Below are 5,593 nucleotides of genomic sequence, written 5' to 3' on the forward strand. Positions count from 1 at the left end.
GGTCGACGACCCGGAGCTCGTGGACGCCGTCACGCAGGACCTCCTCGGGGAGTTCGCGGACGAGTCGGTGCGGAAGGTCGGCGTGCGCGTCTCGAACCTGGACTTCTCCGAGCGCGAGCAGGCGAGCCTCGACGGCTTCGAGAGCGACGACGCGGCCGCCTCGACGACCCGCGGCGGCCGCGACCGGTCCGAACGCGACCCGGACGGACAGGTCTCGCTGGACGAGTTCGACTGACGGCGCGGGCGTGGTACTTGGTAACGCGGTCGTACAACGAGAGAATAATTATTCGCCTAGTGAATAAAAACTTTTTTGTAGTGGTGGGTGTCGCTGACAAAGTGTAACACATGGCAATCGAATTCGCACACAGTCCACTGCTCACGTTCGCAATCGGGCTCGCCGTGGTCGTGATGTTACTGGTCGTACTGGACCTCCCGGCGTTCGTCGGGCTCACCATCGCGGCGTTCACGGTCGGCCTCGTCAACGCCGTCTTCGTCCCCGACTTCGCGATGGCGGACGCGGCCGGACAGACCGCCACCGCGTTCGGGAACGGGATGGCAGGCATCGGTATCCCCATCCTGATGGCAGCCATCATCGGGAAGTCGATGTTGGAGAGCGGCGCCGCCCAGCGCATCGTCCGCGGCTTCCAGTCGCTGGTCGGCGAGAGCAACTCCGACATCGCGCTGTGGGGGAGCAGTTCCGTCCTCGCGATTCCGGTGTTCTTCGACAGCGTGTTCTACCTGATGGCGCCGCTGGCGCGCTCGATGCGCGCCCGCGTCGGGAAGAACTACGCGCTGTACATCGTCGTGGTCGGCGCCGGCGCGGCGACGACCCACGTCTTCGTGCCGCCGACGCCCGGCCCGCTCGCGGTCGCGAGCGAGATCGGCGTCGACCTCGGCATCACCATCGCCATCGGCATCGTCACCGCGATTCCGGCGGCCGTCGTCGCCGGCCTCGTCTACGGGCGCTGGATCAACGCCCGCCTCGACATCCCGCTGCGGGACTCGATGGGCACCACCACCGAGGAGCTCGAGGAGCGCGCCGAGCGGGACACCGCCGACCTCCCCGGCGTCCTCGAGTCCATCTCGCCGATCGTCCTCGCGGTCGTGCTCGTCGCGTCCGCGACCGCCGTCAACACGTTCCAGCAGTGGTACCCGGGTCTGGAGGCCATCCAGCCCATCGTCGCGTTCATCGGCGACAAGAACGTCGCGCTCACCATCGCCGCGATGGCCGCGGCCGTCACGTACCTCCGCTGGACCGGCCTCTCGCGGTCCGTCTGGGAGGACGAGCTCACGGAAGCGCTGAAGTCCGGCGGCAACATCGCCGCCATCACCGCGATGGGTGGGGCGTTCGGCGCGCTGCTCGCCGCCTCCGGCATCGGCCCGTACATCGCGGACATCCTGCAGAACTTCGGCATCGGCCTGCTCATCACCGCGTGGCTCATCGCCGCCGTCGTCCGCATCGCGCAGGGGTCCGCGACCGCCGCGATGCTGACCGCCGCGGGCATCATGGCGCCGCTGGCCGGCGACCTCAGCGTCAGTCAGGCGTACCTCGTCATGGCCATCGGGGCCGGCGGGAACATCTGCTCGTGGTACAACGACTCCGGCTTCTGGCTGGTCAAGGAGATCGGCGGCCTCACGCAGGTCGAGACGCTGAAGACGTGGACCGCGCTGACGACCATCATCTCCGTGACCGGGCTGGTGACGGTGCTCGTCCTCTCGACGGTGCTCCCACTAGCCTAACTGCATCGCCCACCAACCACCACACAACCACAACCATGGACCGCGCACTCGCAGTCATCGACCCGACCGACGCAGCGAAAGACCTCCTGCACGAGGCAGGCACGCTCGCCGCGGGCGTCGACGCCGACCTCGTGGTGATTCACGTCACCACCGAAGACGAGTACGGCGGCCGCCGCGAAGCGATGGAAGCGATTCCGAACAGCACCGCAGACTACACGCCCCACGACGCCGAGGAAGGCGCCGCGGAGTTCGCGCAGGACCTCGCCGACGAGATTCTCGCGGACCTCGACGTCGAGTACGAGACCGCGGGCTACCTCGGGAAGAAGGCCGAGAAGACCCTCGACGCGGCCGCGGAGTACGGCTGCGACCACATCTTCCTCGCGGGCCGCAAGCGCTCGCCGACCGGGAAGGCAATCTTCGGGGACGCCACCCAGAAGGTCATCCTCGACTACGACCACCCGGTCACCGTACTGACCGCCTAACCGCCCGGTCTTTTTTCGACGCGCCAGTCGCCGCTCGACGCCAGCGCGCCGGCCAGCGCGAGCGCCAATCCGAGGAACACGCCGTAGTAGAACAGGCCGGTCAGGCCCGTGCCGCGGTCGTACCGGAGGACGTCGTGCACGAGCAGGAAGCCGTTCGCGAGGACGACGGCGATGCCGAACAGGAGGAGGTCGCGGGCGTCCATACCGGCGCGTCGTCCGTCCGCGCCTTCAGCGTTCGCCCTACTCGAGCGGCGCGACGAGGGCTTCGAGGGCCGCACGCGGGTCGTCCGCCTTCGCGACGCCCGACGCGAGCAGCACGCCGCTGGCGCCGAGTTCCCGGGCGGCTTCGAGGTCCTCGCCCGTGGAGATGCCCGCGCCGCAGTAGACGTCGACGCTCGGGTCGACGGCCTCCGCGGCCGACACGGCGTCCTCGACGACGTCGGGGTCGGCCTGCGAGACCGGCGTCCCGGTGCCGATGAGTTCGGGGGGTTCGACGGCCACGGCGTCCGGGCCGAGCGCCGCAGCGGCCGCGACCTGCTCGGGGTTGTTCGCGCAGACGACCGTGTGGAGGTCGACGCGCTCGGCGGCGTCGAGGCTGCCGTCGATGTCCGCGAGCTTGCGGCGGTGCTCGGAGTGGTTCAGCAGCGCGCCGACCGCGCCGTTGTCCGCGACGGATTCGGCGAGCACGCTGCCCGTGTGGCTGCCGTGCTCGACGGGGCTGACGTGCTGGGCGTACGTCGTGACGCCCGTCTCCGCGACGCGCGCGAGGTCGGCGTGCTGGGGCGCGACCGCGATGGTCGCGTCCGTCGATTCGGCGACGTCGGCGGCGGCCTCCGCGACCGCCACCGGGTCGCAGGGGTACGCCTTCAGGTTGACGAGTACGAACACGTCCGGGAACGCGTACTCGCGGTCGAAAAAACTGTAGGTTTAGCTGCCGTCGCCCTTCCGCTTGACCTTGTCGCCGAGCGTGAGCCCCGCGCTGTCGCTGCTCGAGGACCACTCTTCGTCGGCGTCGCCGCCGGACTCGGTCAGCGTGATGCCGAGCTTCTTCTCGAGCTTCTCGCGGACGTCGTCGCTCGGGAGGCTGTCCCCGCGCTCGAGCTTCCGGATGACGCTGGCCTTCTCGTTGAGGTCGTCGGCGAGCTCCTCCTGGCTGAGCCCCTCGCTCTCGCGGGCGTTCCGGATGCGGTCGTCGTAGTCGCCGGCCAGCTCCTCCATCTCGTCGAACATGTCGCGGCGCCGGCGCCCGCCCGAGGAGCCGCCGGACGAGGACCCGGAGCCGGAGCCGCCGGACGAGGAACTGGACGAGGACGTCGAGTACTTCGTGCTGGTGGTGCTGGAGGAGTCGGTCTTGACTTCCGTGCCGAAGTCGGCACAGTCGTCGCAGACGTCGATCTCCGCCCCCTCGACTTTGACGGTCTTCGGGGACGAGACCTCCTTGCCACACATCTCGCACTGAGCCATACCAAGCGATAGCCCCGGCCGACGCTTAAATGGCACGCCGCGACCGGCTCACGAGAGCTGGCGCCACGCGGAGACGAACCGCTGGACGGCGGTGAGGTGGCCGACGACCGCGAACAGCGCGAGCAGCCACGCGACCAGCGAGAACCCGCCGACGGCGGGGACGAACACGGAGAGACCGCCGGTGATGCCGACCAGCGCGAGGCGGTCCGCGCGCCCGAGCAGCCCGCCGTACACGCGGTCGAGGCCGACCGCCTGCGCCTGCGTCCCGAGGTAGGAGGTGAGCAGGACGCCCGTGACCGCCGCCAGCCCGAGGTCGTAGCGCCCGATGCCCGCCGCGAGCCCCGCGACGACGACCACGTCCGCGTACCGGTCGAGCACGTGGTCGAGGAGGTCGCCGGCCACGGAGTCCGTCCCGAGTTCGCGCGCGAGCGCGCCGTCCAGCAGGTCCAGCCAGCCGTTCACGACGACGCAGAGCGCGCCGACCGCGTACAGCACGGGGGTCGCGCCGTAGAACGCGGCGGCGGCCGCGACCGCGAACAGGAACGCGACGACGCTGACCGCGTTCGGCGTCGCGCCCACTTTCACGGCGGCGCGCACCCACGGCCGCGTCAGCCGCGTCGCGAGGTCGCGGTAGGAGTCGAGGGTCATAGGTACTCCGTGAAGTCCACCTCGCCCGCCGAGGGGTCGCGCTCGCCCGCGAGCACCGCGTCAATATCGTCGGCGACCGCCTCCGGGTCGCGGTCCGTGGTATCGATCTCGTAGACGTGCTCGCGGCCGTGGCGCTGGACGGCTTCCGAGAGGATGACGTCCAGCGCCTCGCTCTCCGCGTTCTCCTCGGCTTTCTCGGTGGGTTCGCCGCGCTCGACGAGCCGCCGCTCCAGTTCGCCGGGCGCGCACCGCAGCACCACCACGCGGTCGGCGTCCAATAGGTGCGATAGGTGGGACTCGACGAGCACGTCATCCCGCCCCTCGAGGTAGTCGCGGACGGCGTCGAGGTCCGCGACCTTGCTGTCCCGGGCCTCGTCGACCTCCGTGTAGAGGCCCTCCTCGTCGATGACGTCGTTCAGGTGGACGACCTCGAGGGCCGTGTCGAGGTGCTCGGTCGCGGTCGTCTTTCCCGTGCCCGGGGTTCCGGTGACGGCGACTCTCACTCCGCGAGCACCTCGTTGAGCACGGCGACCGCGCGCTCGGTCTCCTCGCGGGTGCCACACGTGATGCGGACGTGCTCGGGCAGCCCGAAGCTCGAACAGTCCCGAATCAGGACGCCCTCGCGCTTCGCGGCGTCCGCGACCGCGGTGGCGTCCCCGACGTTCGCGAGCACGAAGTTCCCGTGGCTCTCGTACGTCCGCGCGTCCAGCTCGTCGTCGATGTGCTGGCGGGACCACTCCACGCTGTCGACGGTCTTCGCGACGTGCTCGTCGTCGTCCAGCGCGGCGAGGCCGGCGCGGCAGGCGATGGCGCTCGCCGCGAACGGCGTCTGCACGCGAGCGTACGCGTCCGCCCACGCCGGCGGCGTCACGGCGTAGCCGAGCCGGAGGCCCGCGAGCCCGTACGCCTTCGAGAACGTCCGCAGCACGGCGACGTCCTCGCGCTCGTCAAGCAGCGAGACCGCCGACGGCGCGTCCGTGAACTCGCCGTACGCCTCGTCCACGACGACGAGCGTGTCCTCGCCCGTCTCCTCGGCCACCGCCTCCACGGCGTCCAGCGTGAACCGGTGGCCTGTGGGGTTGTGCGGGCTCGTCAGGTAGACGACGCGCTCGCCGTCGTAGGCGTCGAGCACGCTGTCCGCGGTGAGCGCGAACCCGTCGTCCGTGCGGACGCTGTACTCGGCGACCTCGCGTGGTGGAAGCGCGCGCTCATCCCGTAGTACGTGAACCCCGGCGTCGGCACGAGCACGCGGTCGCCCG

Annotated in this window: 7 protein-coding genes and 2 pseudogenes; 3 read left to right on the forward strand and 6 right to left on the reverse strand. The window is 70.2% G+C overall.

The window, feature by feature from the left end; translation table 11 throughout:
• From GJ634_RS15650 to GJ634_RS13760, 3 genes and pseudogenes are all read left to right on the forward strand, one after another.
• Nucleotides 1-235: pseudogene (locus tag GJ634_RS15650) on the forward strand (DNA polymerase IV); the annotation flags it as partial.
• Between the two features lie 110 nt (nt 236-345).
• Nucleotides 346-1,740, forward strand: coding sequence for a GntP family permease (locus GJ634_RS13755; RefSeq protein ID WP_157503446.1), 1,395 nt, complete (start codon nt 346-348; stop codon nt 1,738-1,740).
• A 35-nt stretch (nt 1,741-1,775) separates the two neighbouring features.
• Nucleotides 1,776-2,222 carry a universal stress protein gene (locus tag GJ634_RS13760; RefSeq protein WP_157503447.1) on the forward strand — a complete coding sequence of 149 codons (447 nt, stop codon included), beginning with the start codon at nt 1,776-1,778 and terminating at the stop codon, nt 2,220-2,222.
• Here GJ634_RS13760 and GJ634_RS13765 read toward each other — a convergent pair.
• The 6 genes and pseudogenes from GJ634_RS13765 to GJ634_RS13790 all read right to left on the reverse strand — a co-directional run.
• Nucleotides 2,219-2,425, reverse strand: coding sequence for a hypothetical protein (locus tag GJ634_RS13765; RefSeq protein ID WP_157503448.1), 207 nt, complete (start codon nt 2,423-2,425; stop codon nt 2,219-2,221). The genes GJ634_RS13760 and GJ634_RS13765 overlap by 4 nt on opposite strands.
• A 37-nt stretch (nt 2,426-2,462) precedes the next feature.
• Nucleotides 2,463-3,110, reverse strand: a complete 648-nt coding sequence (gene tpiA, locus GJ634_RS13770; protein ID WP_331714185.1) for a triose-phosphate isomerase — start codon at nt 3,108-3,110, stop codon at nt 2,463-2,465.
• A gap of 39 nt (nt 3,111-3,149) precedes the next feature.
• Nucleotides 3,150-3,686 (reverse strand): multiprotein bridging factor aMBF1, encoded by a 537-nt coding sequence (locus GJ634_RS13775; RefSeq protein ID WP_157503449.1) that lies wholly within the window; start codon nt 3,684-3,686, stop codon nt 3,150-3,152.
• 48 nt (nt 3,687-3,734) lie between these two features.
• Nucleotides 3,735-4,334, reverse strand: coding sequence for a CDP-alcohol phosphatidyltransferase family protein (locus GJ634_RS13780; protein ID WP_157503450.1), 600 nt, complete (start codon nt 4,332-4,334; stop codon nt 3,735-3,737).
• Nucleotides 4,331-4,837 (reverse strand): adenylate kinase family protein, encoded by a 507-nt coding sequence (locus tag GJ634_RS13785; protein ID WP_331714186.1) that lies wholly within the window; start codon nt 4,835-4,837, stop codon nt 4,331-4,333. Before GJ634_RS13785 ends, GJ634_RS13780 begins: the two co-directional genes overlap by 4 nt.
• Nucleotides 4,834-5,593 (reverse strand): annotated as a pseudogene (locus GJ634_RS13790) (aminotransferase class I/II-fold pyridoxal phosphate-dependent enzyme); the annotation flags it as partial. The pseudogene GJ634_RS13790 and the gene GJ634_RS13785, both read right to left, overlap by 4 nt.

This window comes from Halobacterium sp. CBA1126 (assembly GCF_009741975.1).
Classification (GTDB): domain Archaea; phylum Halobacteriota; class Halobacteria; order Halobacteriales; family Halobacteriaceae; genus Halobacterium.